14 protein-coding genes and 1 riboswitch are annotated in these 23,537 nt (G+C 72.7%); of the genes, 13 read left to right on the plus strand and 1 reads right to left on the minus strand.

Going from position 1 to position 23,537, the window contains the following annotated elements; translation table 11 throughout:
* Nucleotides 1-125 precede the first annotated feature (125 nt).
* A complete protein-coding gene (gene ychF / locus JJJ15_RS08455; protein WP_106110266.1) occupies nucleotides 126-1,226 on the plus strand; it encodes a redox-regulated ATPase YchF in 1,101 nt (366 codons plus the stop codon).
* Between the two features lie 372 nt (nucleotides 1,227-1,598).
* Nucleotides 1,599-2,570: a diaminopimelate dehydrogenase gene (locus JJJ15_RS08460; protein ID WP_200510444.1), complete on the plus strand. Its 972-nt coding sequence runs from the start codon at nucleotides 1,599-1,601 to the stop codon at nucleotides 2,568-2,570.
* A 1,029-nt stretch (nucleotides 2,571-3,599) separates the two neighbouring features.
* Here JJJ15_RS08460 and JJJ15_RS08465 read toward each other — a convergent pair.
* Nucleotides 3,600-4,889, minus strand: coding sequence for a cell wall-binding protein (locus tag JJJ15_RS08465; protein ID WP_200510445.1), 1,290 nt, complete (start codon nucleotides 4,887-4,889; stop codon nucleotides 3,600-3,602).
* Between the two features lie 1,045 nt (nucleotides 4,890-5,934).
* Nucleotides 5,935-6,093, plus strand: a riboswitch (TPP riboswitch).
* A 46-nt stretch (nucleotides 6,094-6,139) separates the two neighbouring features.
* On the opposite strand from JJJ15_RS08465, the gene JJJ15_RS08470 reads away from it, so the two are divergent.
* From JJJ15_RS08470 to JJJ15_RS08520, 11 genes are all read left to right on the plus strand, one after another.
* Nucleotides 6,140-7,249, plus strand: a complete 1,110-nt coding sequence (locus tag JJJ15_RS08470) for a thiamine ABC transporter substrate-binding protein (RefSeq protein ID WP_200510446.1) — start codon at nucleotides 6,140-6,142, stop codon at nucleotides 7,247-7,249.
* Nucleotides 7,246-8,967, plus strand: a complete 1,722-nt coding sequence (locus JJJ15_RS08475; protein ID WP_246741982.1) for an iron ABC transporter permease — start codon at nucleotides 7,246-7,248, stop codon at nucleotides 8,965-8,967. The genes JJJ15_RS08470 and JJJ15_RS08475 overlap by 4 nt, the downstream gene beginning before the upstream one ends.
* Nucleotides 8,968-9,149: 182 nt before the next feature.
* Entirely contained in the window at nucleotides 9,150-10,328 is a 1,179-nt protein-coding gene (locus JJJ15_RS08480; RefSeq protein ID WP_246741983.1) for an ABC transporter ATP-binding protein, read from the plus strand.
* A 780-nt stretch (nucleotides 10,329-11,108) separates the two neighbouring features.
* Nucleotides 11,109-11,582, plus strand: coding sequence for a hypothetical protein (locus JJJ15_RS08485; RefSeq protein WP_200510447.1), 474 nt, complete (start codon nucleotides 11,109-11,111; stop codon nucleotides 11,580-11,582).
* A 1-nt stretch (nucleotide 11,583) separates the two neighbouring features.
* Nucleotides 11,584-12,177 carry a hypothetical protein gene (locus JJJ15_RS08490; RefSeq protein WP_200510448.1) on the plus strand — a complete coding sequence of 198 codons (594 nt, stop codon included), beginning with the start codon at nucleotides 11,584-11,586 and terminating at the stop codon, nucleotides 12,175-12,177.
* 10 nt (nucleotides 12,178-12,187) lie between these two features.
* Entirely contained in the window at nucleotides 12,188-14,026 is a 1,839-nt protein-coding gene (locus tag JJJ15_RS08495; protein ID WP_200510449.1) for an HSP90 family protein, read from the plus strand.
* A 101-nt stretch (nucleotides 14,027-14,127) separates the two neighbouring features.
* On the plus strand, nucleotides 14,128-17,310 hold the full coding sequence (locus JJJ15_RS08500) for a hypothetical protein (protein ID WP_200510450.1): 3,183 nt from the start codon (nucleotides 14,128-14,130) through the stop codon (nucleotides 17,308-17,310).
* 442 nt (nucleotides 17,311-17,752) lie between these two features.
* The gene (locus JJJ15_RS13510) at nucleotides 17,753-18,829 is read left to right on the plus strand and encodes an ABC transporter permease (RefSeq protein ID WP_281433020.1); all 1,077 of its coding nucleotides are present in this window, start codon (nucleotides 17,753-17,755) and stop codon (nucleotides 18,827-18,829) included.
* Nucleotides 18,826-19,815 (plus strand): ABC transporter permease, encoded by a 990-nt coding sequence (locus JJJ15_RS08510; RefSeq protein WP_200510451.1) that lies wholly within the window; start codon nucleotides 18,826-18,828, stop codon nucleotides 19,813-19,815. The genes JJJ15_RS13510 and JJJ15_RS08510 overlap by 4 nt, the downstream gene beginning before the upstream one ends.
* A 237-nt stretch (nucleotides 19,816-20,052) precedes the next feature.
* Nucleotides 20,053-21,702: an ABC transporter substrate-binding protein gene (locus tag JJJ15_RS08515; protein ID WP_200510452.1), complete on the plus strand. Its 1,650-nt coding sequence runs from the start codon at nucleotides 20,053-20,055 to the stop codon at nucleotides 21,700-21,702.
* A complete protein-coding gene (locus JJJ15_RS08520) occupies nucleotides 21,702-23,531 on the plus strand; it encodes an ABC transporter ATP-binding protein (protein ID WP_200510453.1) in 1,830 nt (609 codons plus the stop codon). The genes JJJ15_RS08515 and JJJ15_RS08520 overlap by 1 nt, the downstream gene beginning before the upstream one ends.
* The last annotated feature ends 6 nt before the right edge of the window (nucleotides 23,532-23,537 follow it).

Consider the following 23,537-nt stretch of genomic DNA (forward strand, 5'->3'; position numbering starts at 1 on the left):
GCGGTCCTGGTGCGCCGGTGTCCCGTGGGTCGCGCTGGGGCTGGCGCGCCCTGCTGGCTCCGTGAACCTGAGACGTCCCTGTCGTCCTTCGCCCTCTGCCCCGCCCGGTGGCCTAGACTCAGGGCGTGGCTCTCACTATCGGAATCGTCGGACTGCCCAACGTCGGCAAGTCCACCCTGTTCAACGCCCTGACCCGCGCGAGCGTCCTCGCGGCGAACTACCCCTTCGCCACGATCGAGCCGAATGTCGGCGTCGTCCCCCTGCCTGACGCGCGACTGGGGCGCCTGGCCGAGATGTTCCACAGCGCCAAGGTGGTGCCTGCCACAGTGTCGTTCGTGGATATTGCCGGGATCGTGCGCGGGGCGAGTGAGGGCGAGGGTCTGGGAAACCAGTTCCTGGCCAATATCCGCGAGGCTGACGCCATCTGCGTGGTCACGCGCGCATTTGACGACCCCGATGTGGTCCACGTGGACGGTGTCGTCAACCCCGCCTCCGATATTGAGACTATTGCCACCGAGCTCGTTCTGGCTGACATCCAGACCCTGGAGAAGGCCGTTCCGCGCCTGGAGAAGGAGGTGCGCGGCAGGAAGACGGACGCCTCAGTGCTGGAGACGGCGCGGGCGGCGCTGGCTGTCCTGGGGGAGGGCACCCTGCTCTCCGCGGCAGTGGCCTCTGGCGACGCCGCCCGGGCCGGGATCGAGCCCGAGGTCCTGCGCACCTTCCAGCTCATGACCACCAAGCCCGTTATCTACGTGTTCAATATGGACGACGCCGGAATGGGAGACGAGAAGAAGCAGGCCGAGCTGCGCGAGCTCGTGGCACCGGCTGAGGCGATCTTCCTGGACGCCCAGTTCGAGGCCGAGCTGGTGGAGCTGGAACCTGATGAGGCTGCTGAGATGCTGCACGACAGCGGGCAGGAGGAGTCGGGGCTGGACAAGCTGGCGCGGGTCGGCTTTGACACCCTGGGCCTGCAGACCTACCTGACGGCGGGGGAGAAGGAGTCGCGCGCCTGGACCATCCGCAAGGGGGCGACGGCGCCGCAGGCCGCCGGGGTCATCCACACCGACTTTGAGCGCGGCTTTATTAAGGCCGAGATCATCTCCTTCGACGACCTCATGAGGTACGGCTCCGTGGCCGAGGCCCGCGCCCACGGCCGGGTGCGAATGGAGGGAAAGGACTACATTATGGCCGACGGAGACGTGGTCGAGTTCCGCTTTAATGTGTGAGATGCTTTTAATGAGCGGTCGCTCGTTGTTCCCGGCGTCTGCTACTTTGAATGGGGTCTGCGGTGACGCGGTCGCGTGGTCATTTGTGTGTTGACGTCGTTCTCAGTCCCTTGTGGAGGTCTGCCGAGTATCTCCCGAAGGTGGGCGGCTCCGACTACGATGTGCCACTGTGCATGGGTGGAGGCCGTAAAAGAGTGATGAGCATCTCATATGCCTCGTTCGGGCGCCGAGCCCCTCGCCGTCGACCGTGGCCTGATGCGCGTCCGCAGGCCCCGGGGTTCGTTCCTCGCGAGACGTCGCCCGCCGGGGCTCGCGTCGAGCCGGTCCTGGTGGGAGGCTTGGGGCCACAGCGTCAACGACAGGAGGGCTCCCATGATCAGAGTCGCAATCAACGGGTACGGCAACCTCGGGCGAGGTGCTGAGCGGGCGATCGCCCGGAACGACGACATGGAGCTTGTCGTCGTCTTTACCCGGCGTGATCCGGGCACGGTCGCCACGCAAGGGGCCCCGGTGGCCCACGTCGACGACATGCCGGACTGGGAAGGCAAGATCGACGTCTGCCTCGACTGCGGCGGATCCGCGACGGACCTGGCCGAGCAGGGCCCGGCGGCGGCCGCCTTCTTCAACACGGTCGACTCCTATGACACGCATGCCAAGATCCCGGCCTACTTCGCGTCCGTCGACGCCGCTGCCAGGAAGGCCGGCCACCTCGCCATCATCTCCACCGGGTGGGACCCGGGCCTGTTCTCCATGCTCCGGGTCCTCGGGGACGCGGTCCTGCCCGACGGCACGACGACGACCTTCTGGGGGCCGGGTGTCTCGCAGGGGCACTCGGACGCGATCCGCCGCATCCCCGGGGTGGTGGACGCGAGGCAGTACACGCTGCCGGTGCAGGAGACCGTCGACGCGGTCAAGGCCGGCGACGACGTCGAGCTGACGACCCGCTCGATGCACCGGCGTGACTGCTACGTGGTGGCCGACGACGGCGCCGATCTCGCTCGCATTGAGAAGGAGATCGTGGAGATGCCGAACTACTTCGCGGACTATGACACCACTGTGACCTTCATCTCCGCCGAGGAGATGGCCGCGAGGCACAGCGGCATCCCGCACGGGGGCACGGTGATCCGTCGCGGCGAGACCTCCCCGGGGGTCGCTGCGCGCATTGGCTTCGAGCTCGACCTGGGATCGAACCCCGAGTTCACCGGCTCCGTCGTGGTCGCAATGGGCCGGGCGGCTGTAAGGATGGCGGCACGCGGCGAGACCGGGGCGCGCACGGTCTTCGACGTGACACTGGCCGACCTGTCGGCGAAGGACCCGGCCGACCTGCGCGCGTCGTACCTCTGACTGGCTGCCGGAGTCCACGGGCGTGACCGATATGGCCCGCGCCCTTAACGGTATCGCGCCGATGACCGTTCGCTATTACGAGCCGATGCGCCAGGCTGCTCCCGACCTCGCTGTACGAGCGTAGGGGCCGGTCTTCCCGAGGAATGCGAGGAGGCCGTCCCCGGTCTCGTCTACAGCGCTTTCTGCCCGCGAGGTTGGCAGAGGCAGGTTCAGGGACTGGGGCACGTGCTCGAGAGCCCGGGTCCGTCAGTGTGGCGCTCGTCAAGGGCGTAGTGGCCGGGTGGGTGCGCACGCGCATTCACTCGGAGGGCTCAGTGGGTAAGGTCGATGTTCTCGCTGTGGATTCCGGCTTCCAGCGCCGGAGGGATCGGCCGGGCTGTCAAGCACGGCCGGGGGCATACTCTGGGCGCGGGAATGGCCATAATGACGGTGGAGACCGGAGGTGGTCCGGGGTAAGGGGCCAGGTGGTGGGGTGCCTGCCGAGTTCTCCCGGCGTGGGTCCGGGTGAATCGGGGCGGATTTATCTGGCGAACCGGATAATCTGCCGTCTGTCTGCTGGCCCGGTTCGTACGTGTGTCGCAATCTGAGGATCAGGGCGGTGGGCACTCTCTGCCGCGCTGGGGTCCGGGCTCCTGACCTGCGTGGACATTGAGTGTACAAAGAGTTGTGCGGGGTGGGGTCGGCTCTGATCCTCAGATTGCGACAGAACCGTCCGCCCACCACCGCCGGGGCCGTGCATAGCCCCCTTATCCTAGGGCCGCCTCTGTGCTCCTGCCTGAATCTAGGTGTCCGCGCGAGCGTGTAGGGCGGGTTGCCGGCGGCGGCGCCACCGGGTGCCCAGCCGTAGAGGTGTTCGCGCGATTGCGTGGGGCGGGAGAACCGGATGGTCCTCCCGCCCCACACGTGCAGGTCCTCATCGGTCCCGCCTGTTCCAGGGGTCCTGGTGGCATCCTTATAGGAGACAGATGACGGTAGGAGAGACGATACAGTTGGCTACTGGTCTGCTGGCCTGAGGAGAATGGGGGGCGGTCACCGCTTGGCGGCCCGGTATCCCGCGGCCTCCGCGTCCGACGCGTAGGCGAAGCACTCCTCGGCCTTGGTGACGTTGTAGGACTGCTGTCCTGGCCTGTGGTAGATCATACTGTCCTGGTTCCCCTTAATGGGGTGCGAGCTGGGGCAGGTGTAGGTGCCCGAGTAGATGCTGACCCACCGGCCGCTCCCGTTGAAGCGGTAACGGTTCCCGCCGGTGTACACCCACCCGGTGGACATGACCCCACTGCTGCCAAAGTAGTACCAGGACCCTCCAATCTGAGCCCAGCCGGTAGTCATGACCCCGCTAGTGCCGAAGTAGTACCAGACCCCTCCGATCTTGGCCCAGTCGGTAAGCATGGCGCCATTGGTGTTGAAGTAGTACCAGGCGCCTCCCTGGGGCAGCCAGGTGCTGCTGAGCATAGCACCTGAGTCGTTAAGGTAGAGCCAGTTCCCGCCTGAGGGGACCCACCTGCTGTGCTGCATGACGCCGTCGGTGCCGAAGTAGTACCAGGACCCTCCGATCTGGGCCCACCCCGTGGTCATGGAGCCGTTTGCGTCAAAGTGGTACCACCATCCTCTTACCTGCATCCAGCCCGTGGACATGACCCCTTCACGGCTGAAGTAGTACCAGGTCCCTCCGAGCTGCGCCCATCCCGTAGTCGCGGCTCCGCTGGGACCGAAGTAGTACCAGGACCCTCCCTGTGAGACCCACGTGCTGGTGGCCATGGTTCCGTTTGAGTTAAAGTAGTACGATGCTCCATCGACCCGGATCTGGCCCGTGGCCATGAAACCGTTTGCGTCAACGTAGTACCAGTAACCTCCCTGGGGGATCCACTTGTTGGTGGCCACCGTCCCTGAATCGGTCAGGTAGAGCCAGTTCCCGCCCGAGGAGATCCACTTGCTGCGCTGCATGACGCCGTCGGTACCGAAATAGTAGGAGATTCCTCCGATACGCGCCCAGCCCGTGACCATGGAGCCGTCGACGTTGAGGTAGTACCGTGCCTCTCCCAGGAAGAGCCATCCGGTCTTCTTCACGCCCTGGTCATAGTAGTACCAGACCCCGCCTTCAATATGCCATCCCTGAAGAGCGGGGGCGACAGGCGGATCCGGGGGGACGGAAGGTGCGTCCGTCGGTCCGGCCTGAGGGCTCGGGGCGGCCGGTGCCTCGACCCCGGGGCTGGCCGTCTGCCCGACGTCGGGGTCGTCGGCCGCGGCTGCGGGGACAACGGCCCACATGAACGACATTGCCGCGAGCGTCCCGACCGCGGATCGGTAGAGGTGGCTCATTGAATTCCTTTCTAGAGATATTGTGTGCCCGTGTCTTACCGCTGCTCCCGACAAGGAGGACCAGGAGATCCGCTTGCCTGCTGGCGGCGTCGGGCACATGGCTGCTGGTAGTACCTGCGAGGCTGGCGCGCAGTACGACTGACCCCAAGGCCGCCGAGCCGAGGGCCTGCACAGGTCAGGGCAGGCAGGGTAGGCGTGTTGGCGACCTTTTTATATCGATAAAGTAACGTTGCTGCGTGGAGGCCTCGCATGTCGCCCTATCGTATCTCCTGACCGTGCCTGAGGCCACTGACCGAATCGTCAGCTCGTGGCCGTAGGGCGCCGTCTCCTGGGGTGGTGGCTCCCGGACGGTTCCCGCCGGTGGGGGAGGCCCGATGGCGCCGTCCGTGGGTACGCCGCGCCGCGGCAGGATAGTCCCTGTGCGCTTGCGGTGCTCCCTGTCCACCGAGCTGACCTGGACGGGGGAGCCAGACGGTCCCTGCGCGTTCATGGCGCCCTCGCCGTGGCCTTGCCTGCTGTCCGTGCGGGGAGGGCTCCGGCGTTGGGCCCAGACGGTGTCCCGGAAGCTGCTGCTGTCCGGGGTGCGGGGAGGGTCCTCTCGGGCGGGTGCCGGGAGTCCGCGCTGGACGTGGCCTGAACCGGACGACGGGGTGTGGGTCGCCTTCGATGACGCGGGAGTCCGTGCTGAGCGTGGCCTGAACGACTGCGTCGTCTTAGGTGAGCACCCGGGGTGCGGGTTCGCGGCCTGGCCGGGTTTCACGTGGAACAGGTCCGCGGGTGGTGTGTGGGGTGCGGGTGGTGCGCCTAGGGCGGCAGGTCCGTTGGTGACGGGTGCGGGCGACGTCCTGGGTCGGGGTAGGCAGGTCCGTAGGGTGGCGGGCTCGAGTGGCGTGTGGGGGCAGTCGGATCGGTGCTGGGCGGTAGGGACTGGGCGGTGGTGCCGTGCCCGTGGGCATGAGGGGTCGGCGGGGCGGGAGCGCAGTACGCACAATATGGGCGAGCCGCGCCCGCGGATATGAAGGGTCGGCCCGGGCGCTATATGCTGTGAGCACGACAGGGGAGCGCGTACGCGCTGAGAGTGCGGGAGCCGCGAGGCGCCGTCGGGACCTGGGGCCAGCGCCCGCCGTCCCGGGCGTCCGGGCCGACGCAGACCCTCGAACCTGCTCCGGCTAGTACCGGCGAAGGAAGTCGAGACTTCTCCCTGGGCGCGCGCGTGCCCAGGCCCTCCGAGACACCACGGAGGTACACCCATGGCTGTTCCCACGGCCCCCACCCTTTCCCGCCGCACCCTCCTGGGCGGCTCCCTGGCCGGAGTGCTGGCCCTGACGCTGGCGGCCTGCTCCGGCAAGGGCGACGACGCCGGCCCCGCCGCCTCAGGGACGTCCGGCACCGGCTCCCAGACCGTCACCGTCGTCACCCACGACTCCTTCCAGGTACCCGAGGACCTGGTGGCCGCCTTTGAGAAGGACACCGGCTACCACCTCCAGACCGTGGCCTCCGGCGACAGCGGCGAGCTGGTCAACAAGCTCATCCTGACCAAGGACGCCCCCCTGGGCGACGCCGTCTTCGGTGTGGACAACACCTTCGCCAGCCGCGTCCTGGACGAGGGCGTCATCGACACCTCCGTGTCCGTGACCCTGCCCACCGGCGCCGACCAGTACGTGGTGGGCGCCACCCCGGCCCTGGTGCCCATTGACTTCGGCGAGGTGAGCGTCAATATCGACACCACCTACTTCGCCTCCAAGGGCCTGACCGCCCCCGCCACCTTCGAGGACCTGGTCAAGCCCGACTACAAGGACCTCTTCGTGGCCATCAACCCCTCTACCTCCTCCCCGGGCCTGGCCTTCCTGCTGGCCACCATCGGCCACTTCGGCACCGCCCAGTCCGGGGGCTTCGCCGACTACTGGAGGCAGCTGGTGGCCAACGGCACCAGGATCGACTCGGGCTGGACCCAGGCCTACGAGACGGACTTCTCCGGCGGCGGCAACCAGGGGGCCTACCCGATCGTGGTGTCCTACTCCTCCTCCCCCGCGGCCACGGTCAGCCCCGACGGCCAGAGCTCCACCACCGCCTCGCTGCCGGCCACCGCCTTCCGCCAGGTGGAGTACGCCGGGGTGCTGACCGGGGCCGCCAACCCCGCGGGCGCCAAGGCCTTCATTGAGTGGATGCTCACCAAGGACGTCCAGGAGTCCATCCCGCAGAACATGTACATGTACCCGGTCAGCCCCGACGCCTCCCTGGGCGACGCCCTGACCAGGTTCGGCACCCTGTCCACCACGCCGGTCTCGGTGCCCGCCGCCGACATCGCCGCCAACCGCGAGTCCTGGCTGACAACCTGGTCCGAGGCCGTCGGCCAGTGAGGGGACGCACCCCGCCCGGCGGCGCGTGCGCTACCGCCCCGGCGTCGGGCCCGCGCACCGGCTGGGGCGAGCGCGCCGGCTGGGCCCTGGCGGTGGCGGCCCCCCTGGTCTTCCTGGGGATCTTCTTCGCCTGGCCGGTGGCCACCCTGGTGGGCCGGGGCCTGGCGCCCGAGGGGAGCCCGGACCTGTCGGGCTTCGCCGAGGTCCTCACCCGGCCGCGGACCTGGAGGGTCGTGCGCCAGACCCTGACCCAGGCCACCCTGGCCACGGTGGTCTGCGTGGTCCTGGGCGTGCCCGGGGCCCTGGTGCTCTACCGGCGTCGCTTCCCCGGGCGCGACCTGCTGCGGACCCTGGTCCTGGTGCCCTTCGTCCTGCCCAGCGTCGTGGTGGGCGTGGCCTTCCACGCCCTGGTCACCAAGGGCGGGCCGCTGGGGGGCTGGGGGCTGGACGGGTCCCTGACCGCCGTCGTCGCCGCCCTGGTCTTCTTCAACTACGGGCTGGTGGTGCGCACGGTGGGCACCATGTGGTGCCGCCTGGACCCGCGCGCCGAGGAGGCCGCCCGGGCCCTGGGCGCCTCGCCGTGGCGGGCGTGGCGCACCGTCACCCTGCCCAGCCTCGTGCCCGCCATCGCCTCGGCCGCCTCCCTGACCTTCCTGTTCTGCGCCACCGCCTACGGGGTGGTCCTGGTCCTGGGCGGCACCGGGGTGGGCACCATTGAGACCGAGATCTACACCCTGACCGCCCAGTACCTTCAGCTGCGGGACGCGGCCGTGCTCAGCGTCCTCCAGCTCGCGGTCATCGCAGCCTGCCTGGGGGCCACCGAGCGTGCCCGGCGTGCCAGCCAGGCGCGGCTGGCCCTGCGCGTGGACGTGCCCGCCACCCGCCTGTGTCCGGGCGACGTCCCCGCCCTGGTCCTGACCCTGGCGGTGGTGGCCGTCCTCCTGGTGGGGCCGGTGGCCACCCTGGTGACCAGGTCCCTGCGCCGGGGCGGGCAGTGGACCCTGGCGAACTACACCGACCTGTCCACCACCGGCGGGCGCAACGCCCTGACGGTCACCGTCTGGCAGGCCGCTGGGAGCTCCCTGCGCGTGGCCGTGGTGGCTGCCGCCATCTCCCTGGGGGTCGGGGTGGCGTTGAGCCTGGTCATCTCCCGCTCCCCGCGCTCGGCCTGGCTGCGTCGGGGGCTGGCGGTGCTCGACGCCGTCGTCATGCTGCCCCTGGGGGTCTCGGCGGTGACCGTGGGCTTCGGCTTCCTCGTCACCCTGGCCCGCCCGCCGCTGGCCCTGACCCGCTCCTGGTGGATCCTGCCCCTGGCCCAGGCGGTGGTGGCCGTCCCCCTGGTGGTACGCACCCTGCTGCCGGCCCTGCGTGCCATTGACCCCCGTCAGCGCGAGGTCGCCGCCGCCCTGGGGGCCGGGCCGGGGCGCGTGCTGGCCACCGTGGACGGCCCCCACCTGGTGCGCGCCGGGGGCCTGGCCGCGGGCTTCGCCCTGGCCACCAGCCTGGGGGAGTTCGGGGCGACGTCGTTCCTCGCCCGCCCCGCCGAGCCCACCCTCCCCGTGGTCCTCTACCGGCTCATCGGCAGGCCCGGCGCCCAGAACCAGGGCATGGGCCTGGCTGCCGGGGTCGTCCTGGCGGGCGGGACCGCCGTCCTCATGCTTGTCTGCGAGTGGCTCCAGACCGCGGGCCACGGGAAGGAGGCTCCGTGGATGACCTGACTGGTGCTTCGGCCAGCCCGGGGGCGGGTGCGCCCGATGGTGCTCCGGCTGGTCCGGTGGGCGCGCTCGGTGCACCTGGTGCGGGGGTGCCGCACCCGGCTGGTCCGGCGGGTGCACCTGGTCCGAGACGGCCACCGGCGTCGGGCACACCCCCGACGGGCCTGAGCCTGACCGGGCTGCGCGTGACCTACCCGGCGCCCCGCCCCGCCCCGCCCGTGGCCGCCGTGGACGGGGTGGACCTGGAGGTCGGCGTCGGCGAGGTGGTGGCGCTGCTGGGGGCCAGCGGCTCGGGCAAGTCCTCCCTCCTGCGTGCCGTGGCCGGGCTGGAGCCGGTGAGCGGGGGGGACGTCGCCTGGGCGGGGCGCTCGGTGGTGCGCACCCCCGTGCACCGGCGCGGCTTCGGTCTCATGTTCCAGGACGGCCAGCTCTTCCCCTTCCGGGACGTGGCCGGGAACGTGGCCTACGGTCTGACGGGGATGACGCGGCCTGAGCGGGACCGGCGCGTGGCGCAGGTCCTTGACCTCGTCGGCCTGGGCGGGTACGGGGGGCGGGCGGTGACGACCCTGTCGGGTGGCCAGGCCCAGCGGGTGGCCCTCGCCCGGGCCCTGGCCCCCCGGCCCCGCCTCCTGCTCCTGGACGAGCCGCTCTCCGCCCTGGACCGCGCCCTGCGTGAGCAGCTGAGCCTGGACCTGCGGACCATCCTGCGCGAGCAGGGCATGACCGCCCTCTACGTCACCCACGACCAGGACGAGGCCATGACCGTGGCCGACCGCGTAGGCGTCATGGCCGACGGGCGGCTGGCGCGCCTGGACGTCCCCGAGCGGCTCTGGGGCGACCCCGGCAGCCGGCAGGTCGCCGAGTTCCTCGGGTACTCCCCGGTCCTGGGTGCCGACGACGTCGCCTGCCTGGGGTGGGAGGGCGCGCTCGCGGCTGGTGGCGCCACGGACGGTGGCTCCCCGGCACTGGCCCTGGCACCCGGCGCGCTGAGCGTGGTGGGTCATGGTGACCCGGTGGGTGGGGCGTTCTCAGCCACCGGGGCGCCGCCAATGAGTAGTGTGCTGGTGGGCGGGGCCGCGTCGGGCGGGATGCCCTCGGTGGGCGGGGCCCTGGGTGCGCGTGGAGGGGCGTCTGCGGTGCCTGGGCCCGGGCAGGTGCGGGCCCTCACGGCCACAGCGCGGGTGACAGGTCTGCGTGCCCGTCGTGGTGAGCGCTGGGCCGAGGTCCAGCTCCTGGGCGCCGGTGGTCCTGTGGGTGCCGCGGCCGCCCTGATCCCGGACGGCGTCGTCGTGGGGCACGGGCAGGAGGTCAGGGTTCGGCTGGATCCGTCCCGCGCGGCCGGTGTTCGCGACAGTAACCGGTGAATGGGGTGGCAGCCGGTAATGGGGTGGTGGTTGGCGTTCGCGACGGTGGCCGGTGACTGTGCCCGGGATGGTTGCGTGCTGTCGGCCCCGCCCCTGGATACCTGCGCCAGCAGGTGGGCGGCAGCTGCGTGAGCTGGCGGAGGTCCCGCCCCTGGATGCTGCGCGGCGTCGAGGGGCCTCTGGTGGGGACACGCTGGGCTGATTCGAGGTGGACGCGCCTTCGTGCGCGTGAACGCCGTTTCATACATGTGAACGCCGTCCTGGGTGGCGTTCGTATGCCCAGGAGCGCGTTCATCAAGGCTAAAGCGCGTTCAATGGCGTGGGAAGACGTACATCGAGGTCAAGGCGCGTTCAGGGGCGCGGGAGCGCGTTCACCTGGGCTGGGGTGTATCCAGGTTGCACTAGTTCTTGCATATCTCATCAGTTTCTGTACCGGCCCCCTGCAGGACCCCGGGATATCCGCATGATTCCGTAGGCCCCGGGCGCCTCCTGCAAGAACTGGTGCGGTCTGTGGGGGCGTGCTGTGTGGCCGGTCCCGTTCTCACGACGAACAAGTACCGTTCTCGCGAGCAACAAGTACCGTTCTCACGGCGAATAAGTACCGTTCTCGCGGTGGGGGTGGGGAGGGGGTTGTGCGGCTGGGACCGGGACGGCGCGCCCCGCGTGTCCGGCAGGCCGGGGCACCCGGCTGACGCGGGCCGGTGGGACCATCGGCCCGGGAGCCTGGGGCCCACCCGTGTTACCGGATGAGCCCGGCGGTATCGGGATACCATGCGGGGGATGGCTGACCTTCCCTCCGTGACTAGTGACCGCTTAGGGGCCTGGGCCCGGCGCCGTGGCCCCGGCTTCTCCTTTGACGGCAACGGGGGCCTCGACGTCCCCGGGCACCGCTTCCTCGCCTTCGTCTACCGGGGCTACGGGCTGGTGCTACGAGCCCGGTTCTCCGCCGAGATGACCCCGGCGCGCCGTGCCGAGGCCGTCGCCCTGTGCACCCGCCTCCTCCAGGAGCCCACCTGCCCCGCACTCGCGGTCTACGACGACCCCGAGGCCCCGCCGGCACCCGACCAGGACCCCTCTGCCGACCTGCCCCGCCGTGTCATTGTCAACGCGCAGGTCGTCACCACCGTCGGTGAGGGCATGAACGACCCCCAGCTCGCCACCGTCATGGACGACGCCGTGGCCGCCCTCGGCGTCGCCGTCGCCGCCCTGCGCCAGACCCTTGACGAGCTCGTCCCTGACATGGAGGAGGACTGACGTGCCCTGGTGGAACACGCCCCCCGAGGTCGCAGCGCCCCTGGTGACCCTGGAGCGGGTCTGCGCGGCCCTGCGGCGCCTGGGCCTGGACCCGGTCGTGCGGGACGGCCGCACTCAGGTCGTTCTCTACCGCTACCCCTGCACCCTCCGCCTCCTGAGCCCGGCCCCACCGGCCCCGGAGCCGGTCTCGACCCAGGCGGACAAGGCGGCCCCGGACCGGCTGAGCGGCGCCCTTGTGCCGGAGCCCGCCCAGGTGAGGCTGCTCATGGAGTCGCGCTACACCGTCGGCCTGACGCAGGAGGCGGCTGCCCGCCTGGCCGCCCACCTCCTGGAGAAGAACTCCGGCCGGGTCTCGCCCACCCTGCTCACGGCCCCCGGGCCGGACGGCATCGACGTGGTCGGGCGGGCCTGGTGCACCGTCACCGCGGGCATGAGCGACCCCCAGCTGCGCACGACGCTGCGGGTGTGGTGCGAGAGCACCCTGCACGCCCTGGACGAGCTCAGTGAGAGCCAGGGGCTCCCGCTGCCCCCCGACCCGACCGGGCCAGCCAGCCCGGGCCCCACCGACCCGGCCCCCGCGGCCCCGACCGTCTGAAGGCAGGACCATGGCAACCTTCCAGGTGGATCTGCGCGGGATGGTGGACCTCCTCGCCCGCAACCTCTACTCCGGGCCCCGCGTCTACGTGCGTGAGCTCCTCCAGAACGCCGTCGATGCCATTGCCGCGCGCGCCCACGACGAGCCCGACTGCCCGCGCCGCGTCACCCTCACCCTCGACGGGCCCCGCCTGACCTGCCACGACACCGGTATCGGCCTGGACGAGGAGGAGATGAGGACCTTCCTGTCCACCATTGGCGCCTCCTCCAAGCGCGACGAGCTGGGCCTGGAGCGCGTGGGCTACCTGGGGCAGTTCGGCATCGGGCTGCTGTCCTGCTTCATGGTCAGCGAGGAGATCACGGTGGCCTCCCGCTCCGCCCGCACCCCTGACGCCCCCACGGTCGGCTGGAGGGGCAGCACGGACGGCACCTACGCCGTCCTGCCCCCGGGCGAGGACGTCCCCGCCCTGGACGCCCCCGGCACCACCGTGGTCCTCAACGCCCGCCTCGGGGAGTCCTGGGTGGAGCCGGGCACGGTGCGCGCGCTGGTGGACGAGTTCGGCTCCCTGCTGCCCGTGCGCATCGAGGTACGCAGCCCGGGCGCCACCACCTACCACGGCAGCGAGCCCGCGCCCTGGGAGATGAGCCGTCACGAGGCCCGCGAGTGGTGCCGCACCCACCTGGGCGTGACGCCCTTCGACCTGGTGGACCTGGACGTGCCCGCCGCGGGCCTGAGGGGCCTGGCCGTCATTATGCCCACGGCCTCACCCACCCAGCAGGCCCACCACACCGTCAGCGTCAAGCGGATGCTGGTCTCCCGCTCGGCCCAGAAGCTCACCCCCGAGTGGGCCTACTTCGCCCGGGTCGTGGCCGACGCCCGCCACCTGCGCCTGACGGCGTCCCGGGAGACCCTGGTGGACGACGAGCTCCTGGGGGCCACCCGCGAGGCGATCGGCACCGCCGTGCGCGACTGGCTGGAGCGGCTGCGGCACACCGCCCCCACCCGCATGGAGGAGTTCGTCCGCTCCCACGCCGTCGGGCTGTGCGCGGTGGCCGTCCACGACCCCATGATGCTCGACCTCGTGGCCCACCACGTGCCCCTGGAGACGACCGAGGGCCCGCGCAGCCTCACCGCCCTGGCCGACCTGGTCCGCCTCGGGCGCCAGGTGCGCTACACCCGCACCGTGGACCAGTACCGGGCCCTGGCCGACGTCGCCTCCGCCCAGGGGATCGTGCTGGTCGACGCCGGGCACTCCTACGAGGAGGAGCTCCTCCAGGCGGTGCGCACCCACCCCGGGGTCCTGGGGGGCGTGGTCTTCGACCTGGTGGACCCCGGTGAGCTCCTCGACGTCCTGGAGCCGTGCACCCCGGCGGAGGAGGCGCAGGCCGCCGACCTGCTGCTGGTGGCCGCCCGCGCCCTGGGCTCCCAGGGCTGCCAGGTGGTCCTACGGCGCTTCGCCCCCGCCGCCCTGCCCGCCCTCTACCTGCCCGACCCGGACCTGGCCGGCCAGCAGGTCGCCAGGAGCGGGGCCGAGGCGGCCCGGACCGTGGGCAGTGTCTGGTCCGACCTGCTGGGCGTGGCCGACCCCTTCGCCACCTCCTCCCCGCCGCGCCTGGTGCTCAACCGCTCCAACCCGCTGGTGGCCAGGCTCGTGACCTCCGTGGACGAGGTCGTCCTCACCCAGGTCCTGCGCGGGCTCTACGTGCAGAGCCTGCTGTCGGGCCACCAGGTGCTCGGCCCCACCGAGCGCGCCTGGGCGGCCCAGACTCTCCACACCCTCCTGGAACGCGCCGTCGGCCCGGGCGGCCGGGGCGACGAGCAGGAGCCGCCCCCTCCCGCTGCCTGCTGAACGGTGGCGTCCCCCGACGTCGTCCCACCTGCCGGTAGGCAGTCGGGCCCCCACCCTCTACCACCTTCCCCTACCCGGCGTCGTGCCAAAGGAGAGCGTCCATGACCACTCGCGAGGACATCTGGGACCGCCTGGACCAGGCCCACGCCCTGCCCTACGGCCCGGCCCGCTCCGCCCTGGTGGCCGAGGCGGTGACCTGGGCGGACGCCATCGAGGACGAGGAGGCCGCGGTGGTCACCCGCCTGGAGCTCATCCACGCCTACCAGTGGGGGCGGGAGCACTGGAAGGGTGTGGCCCCCTTCGTGTGGTGCCTGGCCCGGCAGGCCGAGCGCCCCGACCTCTTCCACCACAACCGCCTGTACCACCTCATGTGGAACTACAAGTGGGTCGTGACCGCGGCGGCCGCCAACCCCCGGGTGAGCCTGGAGCAGGTGCGTCTCCTGGAGGACGGCATGGAGTCCTTCTTCCGCTCCCAGGGGGCCTCCATGCACACGGTCCACGGGCAGCGCTACTACGTCGCCGTGGACCTGGGCCTGCCCGACGAGGCGCGCGCCGAGCTCGCCGCCTGGCGCGCCACCCCCCGCGACGAGAACTCCGACTGCGTGGCCTGCGACCCCGAGCGCCAGGTGGGCGCCGCCCGCCGCGCCGAGGACTGGGAGCTGGCCGTGGCCACCGCGGTGCCCGTGCTGCGCGAGGACGTGGGCTGCGGGGAGCAGCCCGCCGGTATGCAGAACCTCGTGCTCCTGCCGCTGCTGGCCTCCGGGCGCCCCCGGGCCGCCTGGGAGGCCCACCTGCGCTCCTACCGCAAGCACCGCGTCAACCCCCGCTACACCGCCCCCATGGGGCGCCACCTGGAGTACCTGGCCCTGTCCGGGCACCTGGTCCGCGGCCTGGAGATCCTGCGCCGCCACGCCTCCTGGACGGCCGACGCCGACGAGGCCGACAGCCTCCAGGTCCTCCTGATCGGCATCGCCCTGGTCCTGCGGGAGGCGGAGCGGGCGGGCCTGGGGCAGGAGCCCCTGGGGGTGGACCTGCCGTCCCACGCCGTGTGGGGCCCGGAGGCGGGGGTCGGCGCCGAGGCCACCGTGAGCCGGGCCCGCCAGCAGATCCTAGCCTGGGTGCGCAGCCTGACGGCGGCCTACGACGCCCGTAACGGCAACCCCGTGCTGGGCCGGGACCTGGAGCAGGCCCTGGCCCGTGAGCCCTTCGCCGTGGCCGACTTCACCAGGATCCTGGAGCTCATTAGCCCCTCCGAGCCCCTGCCCGAGGCCGCACCCGTCTCCGACCTGCCCGAGGCCGGTGCCGGTCCCCACGCCAGCTCCGACGCCGGCGGCTCCGGCGGCTCTGCTGGTGGCGGCTCTGCTGGTGGCGGCTCTGCCAGTCCCGACGCCGGCGGCTCCGACCCCGGTGCCAGTCCCGACGCCGGTCCCGGGGCCCCCGGCGGTGCCGGCCAGGTCCCCGGCGGTGCCGGCCAGGCCCCCACCAGCCCGGCCAGCCCGGCCCCCGCCCCCCGCCAGGAGCCCGCCGAGCCCTACCCGCCCCTGAGCCTGCCCGTCCTGACCCCGCCCGCCGACGGGCTGGAGGCGGCCACGCGCATCCAGCGCCTCCCCGCCGCCATGACCCTGGAGGCGACCTTCCTCCACCAGCAGGTGCGTGAGCGCGGCCTGCTGCCCGTGGACGAGGAGGGGCTGACGCTCAGGCAGCGGTGCGACCTGGCGATGACGGCGGGGGCCGCGGCCTTCCGGCTGGACGACCCCTACCAGGCCATGGAACGGCGTCGGCAGGCCCTGGTGCTGGCCCAGCAGGAGGCCGAGCAGGATCCGGGGGTAGACACCCGCCTGCACGTCACCTGCGTCGCCCTGTCCTGCCTGCGTTCCGAGAACGCCGCCGCCGAGAGGACCGAGATCACCGGGGTGGACCAGGACGAGGCCCAGAGGATGCAGTACCAGGCCTGGCAGGGCCGGGTGGGGCGCCTCCACCACCTCGCCTCGCGGCTGCGCGCCGACGTCGCCGAGCTGGCCCAGGGCACGCCCCAGGACCGCAGGACCGCAATGAGCGGGCTGGACCACCTCGTCCGGTGCTCCTACCTCCTCAACGACCTCGACCTGGCCGCCGAGGTCCTCCAGCAGGCCGAGGAGCTGGTCCGGGACGTCGAGAGCCGCGGCGAGGACCCCGACGGGATCCTGCGCGACATCCTGGACCTGGACCGGGTGGCCGTGAGCGCAATGCGCGGTGAGCCCTACCAGGCCTGCGTGCTCGCGGACTCCCTCCTACGCCGCCACGACCCCTGCCCGGCCTGGCTGGCCCTGGCCGCCCGCGACTCCCTGGGCTGGACCTGCGGCATGTACGGGATGCAGGAGGAGGCCGCCCGCCAGCTCCAGGAGTCGGCCAATATCTCCCTGGCGCTGGACGTGCGGGACTGGGCGACCGAGACCATGGCCAACCTGGCCAACGCGCTCGGCGCCACCGGACGCTTCCTGGAGGCCGCCGAGGTCCTGGAGACGGCCATCGGGCTGCTGCGCGGGCCGGGACTCCAACGGCGCCGCATGAGGCTCCTGTGGGTCCTGACCCACGTGCTGGACGACCTCGACGAGTACGCGCGCCTGCGGGAGACCAGCCAGGAGCTGGCCGAGCTGGAGCTCGCCACGGGCAACGACAAGGGTGCGCTGGCCGCCTTCGAGCGGGCGGCGCGGGCCTCCTACGAGCTCAAGGAGGCCCACACGGCCGCCGCCCTCTACCAGCGCTGCGCCGACCTGGAGGACCCGGACAGCCCCGGCGGGGCCCTGCGCCGCTCCCGCCTCCTGCGTCGGGCCGCCTTCGCCCTGACCCGCCAGCCCACCACCGCCATGACCCGGGCCCAGCTGCCCCGGGCCCGTGACCTGTGGCAGCTGGGCGCCGACCTGCTGGACCAGGCCTGGGAGCGGCCCTGTGAGGAGGCCGTCCAGGAGCGCGCCGACGCCTACGAGCAGCTCGGGGAGATCCTGTGGTCCGGCACCGAGCTCCAGGAGGCCGGCAGGCACTTCGCGACGTCGGCCAGGCTGTACGCCGAGGCGGGCCGGAGCGAGGACCAGGCCCGGGTGACGGCGCACGTCGCACGGATCCACGCGATCCTCATCCGGGAGGATCCCGCCGCGCACCTGCCCCTGGCCCGCCAGGGGGTCGCCCAGGTGCGCGCCCTGCTGGCCCACCCCCGGTGGGAGGGCAACCCGGCGCTGGAGGACGTGGGCAAGGTCGAGCAGTACCTCGACTCCCTGGGGCCCGCCGGGGCGGGGTCCGCCGGGTGAGGCCCGGCTCCGGGCTCCTGCGGCTTAGGGCTCCTGCGGCCCGGGCGGGGGGCCTGCGGCCCGGGCGGGGGTCCTGCGGACCGGCACCGGGCTCCGGGGGCCTGCCTGGTCGGCTGGCTGCCCGGTCCCGGCTGGCTGTCCGGTCCCGGCTGGCGCCGGAATCGGGGACGGGCCCGGTAACGGGCTCCCGTCCCCGCGCGCACCCCTGGCAGTGACCCTGGTCTCAGAAGTGGGTTACGGCTTGGCGACGGTCCTGGTCGCCGGTAGCGTTCAGCGACGTCAAGGCGTTGACCGACGCCCGGGCCACCGGCCCGGTACCCGAACGTGAGGATCACGAGCCCATGCTCAAGCGAATGTGCTGTCGCCGCTGTCTGTGAGACAGCCGCACACCACGTTCGCCCTGCGCGCCCTGACGCGCGCCTGATCCCCCGAGAGGTGCCCCGTGCACACGTCCACCCCGGACGCCCCTGTACCCGTCGACCGTCCTGCGGGCGCCGACCACCCGGACGCCCCCGCCGTCGCCCCGCCGGCCCCTGCCGCCCTGCCCGCTCGGGGTACCGGGACACCCGGCGAGGCTCCTGAGGCCCTTGCCGACGCCGCCCCGCACGACCACACTCCAGACGGGCGTGGCGCCCCCCGCTCCGTGGCCCGCCGCCTGGCCTCCGACCGCTGGGCCGTGGCCGGCGGGGCCGTGATGGTCCTCACCGCCGTCGTGGCCCTCCTCGCCCCCTGGGTCACCCGGCTCCTGGGCGTGGACCCCTACACCTACCACCTCGACCTCCTGGCGCCCTCGGGCCTTCCCGCGGGGGCGCTGGGGGGCGTGAGCACCGCCCACCCCCTGGGCGTGGAGCCCCAGACCGGGCGCGACCTGCTGGCCATTGTCGTCGAGGGCACCCGCACCTCCTTCACCATAGGCATGGGCGCCACCGCCCTGGCCACGGCCGTGGCCGTCGTCCTGGGTACCTCCGCGGGGTACTTCGGCGGCTGGTGGGACGTCCTGGTGTCGCGCACCACCGACGTCGTCCTGGGGTTCCCCAGCCTGGTGTTCATGGTCGCCGTCTCCGCGGTGGTCCCGCCCACCGCCAACCGGATCCTGGTCATGGTCCTCATAATCGGCCTCCTGGGGTGGCCGTCGACCGCCCGCGTCCTGCGTGCCCGCACCCTGGGCACCCGCTCCCGGACCTTCGTGCGGGCCTCCCGGGCCATGGGCGCCTGCGAGCTGCACGTCCTGGGCACCCAGGTCCTGCCCAACCTGGTGGCCACCGTCATCGTCCTCACCACCGTCTCCGTGCCCGGCCGGATCACCGCCGAGGCCGCCCTGTCCTTCCTGGGAGTGGGCGTGCCCCCGCCCACACCCTCCTGGGGACGGTCCATAGGCAGCGCCGTGACCTGGGTGAGCACCGACCCCTGGTACCTCCTGGTCCCCGGGACGGCCCTGTTCGTGGTCACCCTGGCCTTCAACCTGTTCGGCGACGGCCTGCGCGACGCCCTGGACCCCAGGACCGGTGAGTCCCGGTGAGCCGCCTGCGTCCCCTGCTGCGCTCCGTGGCCCAGACCCTCCTGGTCCTGGTCGTCGTCACCTTCCTCACCTTCGCGGTCTTCAGCCTGTGGCCCTCCGACCCGGCCGCCCTGGCCTGCGGACGGCCCTGCACCCCGGCCAACCTGGAGCGCGCCCGCGCCTTCATGGGCTACGACCTGCCCTGGTACACCCAGTTCTGGGACTACCTGCGCGGGGTCGTGGCGGGGCGCTCCTTCGGGCAGGGGCCCGGCGCCGTCGTCTGCGCCGCCCCCTGCCTGGGCTACTCCTTCCGCCTGTCCGCCCCGGTGACCGACCTCATTGCCGCCCGCCTGCCCGTGACCGCCTCCGTGGCGGTGGGGGCCTCCCTCCTGTGGCTCGTGATCGGCGTGGCCGCGGGCGTCGTCTCCGCCCTGAGGCGGGGCAGCCGCTGGGACCGGGCCATTATGGGCGGCACCGTCCTGGGGGTGTCCGCACCCTCCTACCTGCTGGGGCTGCTGGGCATACTCCTGCTCGGCTTCACCCTGGACGTGGTCCCCGTCTCCGGCTACGTGCCCCTGGCCGACTCCCCCCTGGACTGGGCCTGGCACCTGGTCCTGCCCTGGTGCGTCCTGGCCCTCGTCTCCGCGGCCGTCTACGCCCGCATGGTGCGCGGGGAGGTGCTGGAGAACCTGGGGGAGGACTACGTGCGCACCGCCCGGGCCGTGGGCCTGCCCGAGCGGCAGGTCATAGGCCGGCACGTCATGCGCAACGTCTGCCTGCCGGTGGCCACCTACTTCGCCCTGGACCTGGGCGGCATGCTCGGCGGCGCCGTCATTACCGAGCGGGTCTTCTCCATGCCGGGGCTGGGCGCCCTGCTCATGGACGCCGTCGGCAGCACGGACGTGCCCGTGGTCATGGGCACCACCCTGGTGGCTGCCGCCTTCGTGGTCGTGGCCAACCTGGTGGTGGACGCCCTGGCCGTCCTCATTGACCCCCGCACCGCCTGAGCGGGCCCCGGCGGCGCGACGGCGGCGCGACGGCGGCCCCGCCCGCCTGCTGCTGGCCCCCGTCCGCGGCCCGCCACCGCCAGCCCGCCGTCCGCCCCCACCCGCACCTCTTAGAAGGAGCCGGGCCCCGCCTGCTGCTGGCCCCGCCCTCCCGGGCCCGCCCCCGGGGCCGGGCCCCGCCGACCTGTCGGGCCGCCACCGGCCCGCCCCACCACAAGGAAAGTTAAGGAGACCGACATGTCCCGTCCCGCACCCTCCCGCCGCGCCTTCCTCACCGGCCTGACCTCCCTGACCCTGACCCTGGCCGCCTGCGGCGCGAACTCCCGGGGGGCCGCGTCCGCCTCGGGCACCCCCAGCGCGGGCGGCACCCTCTACGTGCTCAGCTCCGACACGGACGTCAACTGGGACCCCGCCCGGAGCCAGTCCCTGGCGGTCACCTCCCTGGGCCTGGTCCACCGCCGCCTGACCACCTGGGAGCTCAGCCCCGGCGGGGAGCCGAGGGTGGTGCCCGACCTGGCCACCGACACCGGCACGGTCTCCGCCGACGGCCTGACCTGGACCTACACCCTCAAGGAGGGGCTGGTCCTGTCCGACGGGACCCCCATCACCTCCGCCCACGTCAAGCACGGCCTGGAGCGCTCCTTCGCCCCGGCCCTGTCCGGCGGCCTGGGCTACCACAAGACCCTGCTGGCGGGCACCAGCGGCTACACCGGGCCCTACGAGGGCGCCCACCTGGACTCCGTCGCCACCCCGGACGAGCGGACTGTCGTCCTCACCCTGGCCCGCCCCTACGGGGACTGGCCCTGGATCGTCTCCACCCCGGCCTTCGCCCCCGTCCCCGAGGGCGACGACCCGGCCACCTACACGCGCAACCCTCTCGCATCGGGTCCCTACGTGGTCAGCGAGTACAAGCAGGGGGTCTCGGTGACGTTGAAGCGCAATGAGCACTGGTCGACCGCTACCGACACGGTCCGGCTCGGCCTGCCCGACACGGTCGTCTTCTCCCTGGGGCAGGACGAGGACACCGTCAGCCAGCGCCTTATCGCCGACTCCGGGGACGACCGCCACGCCTTCAGCGCCCAGCTGCTCACCGCCTCCAAGCTCGCCCAGGTCAGCGCGGACCCCTCCGCCTCCGCCCGCCTGGCCACCTCCGACCCCGGACCGCTGCTCTACCTGGCGGTCAACACCGAGCGGGTCACCGACCCGGACGTGCGCCGGGCCATTGCCTACGCGGTGGACAAGGCCGCCGTGCAGCAGGCCCTGGGCGGCGAGCTCGGCGCCGGCGTCGCCACGACCTACATCACCCCCGGTATCCCCGGGCGCGAGGAGTACGACCTCTACCCGCGGGACACCACCCGGGCCACCTCGCTCCTGGCCGGCAAGCAGCTGCCCGAGCTGGTGCTCCTGACGCAGAACAACGAGGCCCGCCTGGCGGTCGCCCAGGCCGTGCAGCAGGCCCTGAGCGAGGTGGGCCTGACGGTGCGGCTGGACCCGCAGTCCTCGGACGCCTACTCCCAGCGCGCCACCCAGGGGGACGGCTCCTCCTACGACCTGGCCGTCGTCTCCTGGAACCCCGACTACCCCAGCGCCAACGCCAATATCCAGCCCCTGTACGCCTCCTCGGAGATCGGCGGCGGCGGGTACAACGTCTCGCGCTACTCCGACGCCGAGGTGGACCAGCTCATTGCGGAGGCCACCGCGGAGCCCGACGCCGTCGAGGCCGGTCGGAAGTGGGCGGCCCTGGACCGGCGCATCGCCCAGGACGTGCCCGCGGTGCCGCTCGTCAACCGCCGCAACTCCTTCCTGCGCGGCTCACAGGTCGCCGGCTTCTTCGTCAACCCCTTCCCGGCCTACCCCGACTACCTCGTGGTGGGGGTGGGGGCCTGATGGGCCGGGGGACCGGCGCCCCGGCGCTGAGCCTGCGCGGCCTGGGGGTCACCTTCGCGGGCGCCAGCGCCCCGGCCAGCGCGGACGTGGACCTGGACCTGGTGCCCGGCCGCGTGCTGGCCCTGGTAGGGGAGTCCGGGTCGGGCAAGTCCGTCACCGCCATGGGCGCCCTCGGGCTCCTGGCCCCCACCGCCCACGTCACCGGCTCCGCCGTCCTGTACGGGCCCGGGTCCCCCGGCTCGGCCGGGTACGGGCACCAGGATCCGTCCGGGTCTGGGGCCGGGCGCGGGGCGGGTACCGAGCTGGTCGGGGCACCGCGCCACGTCCTTGACGACGTGCGCGGGCGCCTGGTGGGCACGGTCTTCCAGGAGCTGGCCACCGCCCTGGACCCCCTGGGGACCATAGCCTCCCAGATCGGGGAGGCGGTGCGCGCCCACACCCGCGCCACCCGCCACCAGGTGGGCCAGCGGGTCCGCTCCCTGCTGGGGCGCGTGGGCCTGGGGGCGGGGGAGCAGGTCGAGCGGATCGCCCGCTCCTACCCCCACCAGCTCTCCGGCGGCCAGCTCCAGCGTGCCTGCATCGCCCTGGCCATGGCCTGCGACCCCCCGGTCCTGGTCGCCGACGAGCCCACCACGGCCCTGGACGTCACCGTGCAGGCCGGGATCCTGGACCTGCTGCGCTCCCTGACCAAGGAGGGCACCGCCGTCCTGCTCATTACCCACGACATGGGGGTGGTGGCCGACGTGGCCGACACGGTCGTCGTCATGCGCCACGGCCGCGTGGTCGAGCGCGGCGGCGTGCGCCAGCTGTTCGCCTCCCCCCGCCACCCCTACACCCGTGAGCTGCTGGCGGCCGTGCCCCGCCTGGACTCCCTGCGTCAGGAGGGGCCCGGCGCGGCGGCCCGTGCGCCCCGTCCGGTCGTGTCGGCGGGCTGCCAGGTGCGCTCGCCCGGGTCGGGGCCGGCGTCCGGGTCCGGCTCGGGGTCGGTATCCGGGTCCGGGCCGTCACCGGCGCCCGAGCCGCTGGTGCGCGTCCGGGACCTGGACGTGGTCTACCGCAGCGGGAGGCGCCGCGTGCACGCGGTGCGCGGCGTCAGCCTGAGCATCGCCCCCGGGGAGGTCCTGGGGCTGGTAGGGGAGTCGGGGTCGGGCAAGTCCACGCTCGCCGGGACCCTGACCGGGCTGGTGCCCGTGGCCGCGGGCAGCGTGCGGGTGGGCGGCACCGAGGTGGCCGGGGCCCGGCGTCGGGTCCTGGCACCGGTGCGCCGGACCACCGGCGTGGTCTACCAGGACCCCGCCTCGTCCCTGAACCCGCGCCGTCGGGTGGGGGCCTCCGTGGCCGAGCCCCTGGTGGTGCACGGAGGCTACGACGCCGCGGCCCGGCGCGCCCGGGTGCGTGAGCTGCTGGAGGCGGTGCGCCTGCCGGCCGCCTACGCGCAGCGCTACCCCCACGAGATGAGCGGCGGGCAGCGTCAGCGCGTGGCCATAGCCCGGGCCCTGGCCCTGGGACCGCGCCTGGTCGTCGCCGACGAGCCCACCAGCGCCCTGGACGTCTCGGTGCAGGCGGTGGTCCTGGACCTCCTGCGCCACCTGCAGCAGGAGCTGGGCTTCGCCTGCCTGTTCGTCTCCCACGACCTGGCCGTGGTGGACGCGGTGGCCGGGCGCACAGTGGTCCTCCAGGCCGGGAGGGTGGTGGAGGAGGGGGCGACGGCGCAGGTCCTGGCCGCGCCCCGCCAGGAGTACACCCGCCGCCTGGTGGCGGCCGTCCCGCTGCCCGACCCGGTCCTCCAGGCCGGACGCCGCGAGCGCCGCCTGGCCGCCACCCGCTGAGCGCGT

It is taken from the genome of Actinomyces sp. HMT897, from assembly GCF_016626125.1.
Lineage (GTDB): Bacteria > Actinomycetota > Actinomycetes > Actinomycetales > Actinomycetaceae > Actinomyces.

Bases quoted from the DNA above. Each gene is read 5' to 3' on its own strand.
- JJJ15_RS08460 (WP_200510444.1), top strand. From the start codon at position 1,599: ATGATCAGAGTCGCAATCAACGGGTACGGCAACCTCGGGCGAGGTGCT.
- JJJ15_RS08465 (WP_200510445.1), bottom strand. From the start codon at position 4,889: ATGAGCCACCTCTACCGATCCGCGGTCGGGACGCTCGCGGCAATGTCG.
- JJJ15_RS08470 (WP_200510446.1), top strand. From the start codon at position 6,140: ATGGCTGTTCCCACGGCCCCCACCCTTTCCCGCCGCACCCTCCTGGGC.
- JJJ15_RS08485 (WP_200510447.1), top strand. From the start codon at position 11,109: ATGGCTGACCTTCCCTCCGTGACTAGTGACCGCTTAGGGGCCTGGGCC.
- JJJ15_RS08495 (WP_200510449.1), top strand. From the start codon at position 12,188: ATGGCAACCTTCCAGGTGGATCTGCGCGGGATGGTGGACCTCCTCGCC.
- JJJ15_RS08500 (WP_200510450.1), top strand. From the start codon at position 14,128: ATGACCACTCGCGAGGACATCTGGGACCGCCTGGACCAGGCCCACGCC.
- JJJ15_RS08515 (WP_200510452.1), top strand. From the start codon at position 20,053: ATGTCCCGTCCCGCACCCTCCCGCCGCGCCTTCCTCACCGGCCTGACC.
- JJJ15_RS08520 (WP_200510453.1), top strand. From the start codon at position 21,702: ATGGGCCGGGGGACCGGCGCCCCGGCGCTGAGCCTGCGCGGCCTGGGG.